At 77.0% G+C, this 2,166-nt stretch carries 2 protein-coding genes; one reads left to right on the top strand and one right to left on the bottom strand.

The genetic code is table 11. From position 1 onward, the window contains the following. Positions 1-832 (bottom strand): protoporphyrinogen oxidase (gene hemG / locus ACFV0Q_RS40965; protein WP_385013127.1); only part of this gene is annotated, 832 nt, incomplete at its 3' end. Positions 833-972: 140 nt separating this feature from the next. Here hemG and ACFV0Q_RS40960 point away from each other — a divergent pair. Further along, complete coding sequence (locus tag ACFV0Q_RS40960; RefSeq protein WP_385013125.1) at positions 973-1,992, top strand: DUF4349 domain-containing protein; 1,020 nt, start codon at positions 973-975, stop codon at positions 1,990-1,992. Positions 1,993-2,166: the final 174 nt, after the last annotated feature.

Here is a 2,166-nt window from a genome sequence, read left to right as displayed (position 1 = left end):
AGCCCTCGGGCGTACGGCGGATCTCGCCGCCCGGGGCGCCGGTCAGGATCCGCGCCCCGGCGGCCCGGCAGGCGTCGGCGACGGCGAGCGGGAGCCGGCCGATGCCGCCGGAGATCCCGGCGAAGAAGGAGCCGGTGGCGGCCGCGCCGGTGACCGTGGCCCGTTCGGCGGCGGCCGCGGCGGCCCCGCTCTGGAGGGCGCGGACGCTCTCGGTCAGCGTGGGGTGGGTGCGGACGGCCTCGTAGAGGGCGGGGACGGCGGCGCGCATCGAGATGCGGTACGCGTCGCCGGCGTAGACCCCGCCGAGCAGCGGTTCGACCAGCCGGTCCACGACCTCGCGGCCCATCCGGGCGGCGACGTACGCGCCGACGGCGACGTCCTCGCCGACCTCGGTGGGCGCCAGCGCGGTGTCGGCGGCGATGCGGGCGAGGCCCTCGGCGGACAGGACGCCGGAGGCGGCGAGCGGGGCCGTGTCGCCCGGGACGCCCATGACGTGGCCGCGGGGCATGGGGCGCAGCGCGCCGCGGGTCCACAGGTGGGCGGTGGCGGTGGCGGGCGGCTGGAGGGCGTCGCCGAGGCCCACGGCCCGGGCCAGGTCCAGGGCTTCGGGGCGGCGGGCGAGGACGGACTCGGCGCCGAGGTCGACGCGGGCTCCGGCGAGCTCGCCCGCGTACAGCTTGCCGCCGAGGCGCGGTCCGGCCTCCAGCAGGGTGACGCGGGCGCCGTCGGCGAGCAGCCGGTGGGCGGCCGCGAGGCCCGCGATCCCGCCGCCTACGACGACGACATGGCCGGGGGAGCCCGGCCGTTCCGTACGTGTGTCCGCATCAACCATGGACACATCGTCTCAGACCGCTCGGCGAGGCCGGACCGTGACCGCATCGGGACCGCGCCGGGACCGTGTGTGCGAAACCGGGGACCCGACCCTGGACGTCGAAGCGGCGACACCAGCCGATCCCACGGGGGGTACTGACGATGCGTACGTACGCGAGACACCGTTCGGCCGCGGCGCTGGCCGGGCTGTCCCTGGCCGGCGCCCTGGCGCTGACCGGCTGCGGCGCCGACGGGCCGACGACGGCCGGCGACAAGGCGGTGGCCGGGCCCCGGGAGAACGCGGCCGGCGCCCCGGCCAAGCCGGGCGAGGGGCAGGCGGGGGCCGGGGCGGCCGCTCCCCCGGCGGCGGACGCGAAGGGCCCGCAGGCTCCGGCCGCGGTCCGCCCCCACATCATCCGTACGGGGACGCTGGGCATCGAGACGGCCGAGCCGCAGAAGACCCTCGCGGCGGCCCGTACGGCGGCCGAGGGCGCGGGCGGCTACGTGGGCAACGAGTCCACCGAGCGCGGCGGGGACGGCCGGATGACCTCGACGCTGACCCTGCGGGTGCCGGGCGAGCGCTTCGACGCGGTGATCGGCGCCCTGGAGGGCAGCGGGAAGCTGCTGCGCCGGAAGGTCGAGGCGCAGGACGTGACCGAGAAGGTCGCGGACGTCGACAGCCGGGTCAAGTCGCAGCAGGCCAGCGTGGCCCGGGTGCGGGAGATGATGGAGAAGGCCTCGGCGCTCAGTGACGTGGTCATGCTGGAGAGCGAGCTGAGCCGGCGCCAGTCGGACCTGGAGTCGCTGCTCGCCCAGCAGAACGCCCTCAAGGACCAGACCGCGCTGGGCACGATCACGCTGTCGGTCTCGGAGCCGGCGCCCGCCGCCGCCGAGAAGAAGAAGGACGAGGAGCCCTCCTTCCTCGACGCCCTGAAGGGCGGCTGGTCGGTGTTCACCACCCTGGTGCGGTACCTGTCGCTGGCCCTCGCCGTGGTGCTGCCGTTCGCGCTGACGGTGGCGCTGGCCGTGCTCGGGTTCCGCGGGTACCGCAGGCTGCGTCCGGCCCGGCCGAAGGCGGGTCCGAGGCCCGTCCCGGCGCCCCGCACGGCCCCGGCGGTGCCCTCTTCCGCACCTGCTTCCGCGCCCGGCTCCACCGGAACCGCGCCCGATTCCGAGGGCTGAGGGCGGATCCGCCCGTAGCGTGGTCCCCGTAGGCGCGGAGCGCGGGGACCGGACGGGACGGGGCGGACGATGGCGAGGGAACGACTGGTGGTGGTCGGCGGTGTCGCGGCCGGGATTGACGCCGCGAGACAGGCCCGCACGGAGTAGGGCCCCCCGGGGCTGGAGGAAAACCCC

Source organism: Streptomyces sp. NPDC059564, from assembly GCF_042735575.1.
Lineage (GTDB): Bacteria > Actinomycetota > Actinomycetes > Streptomycetales > Streptomycetaceae > Streptomyces.
Note: the sequence above shows the minus strand (reverse complement) of the source record. Positions and strands in the feature narration are given on the sequence as shown.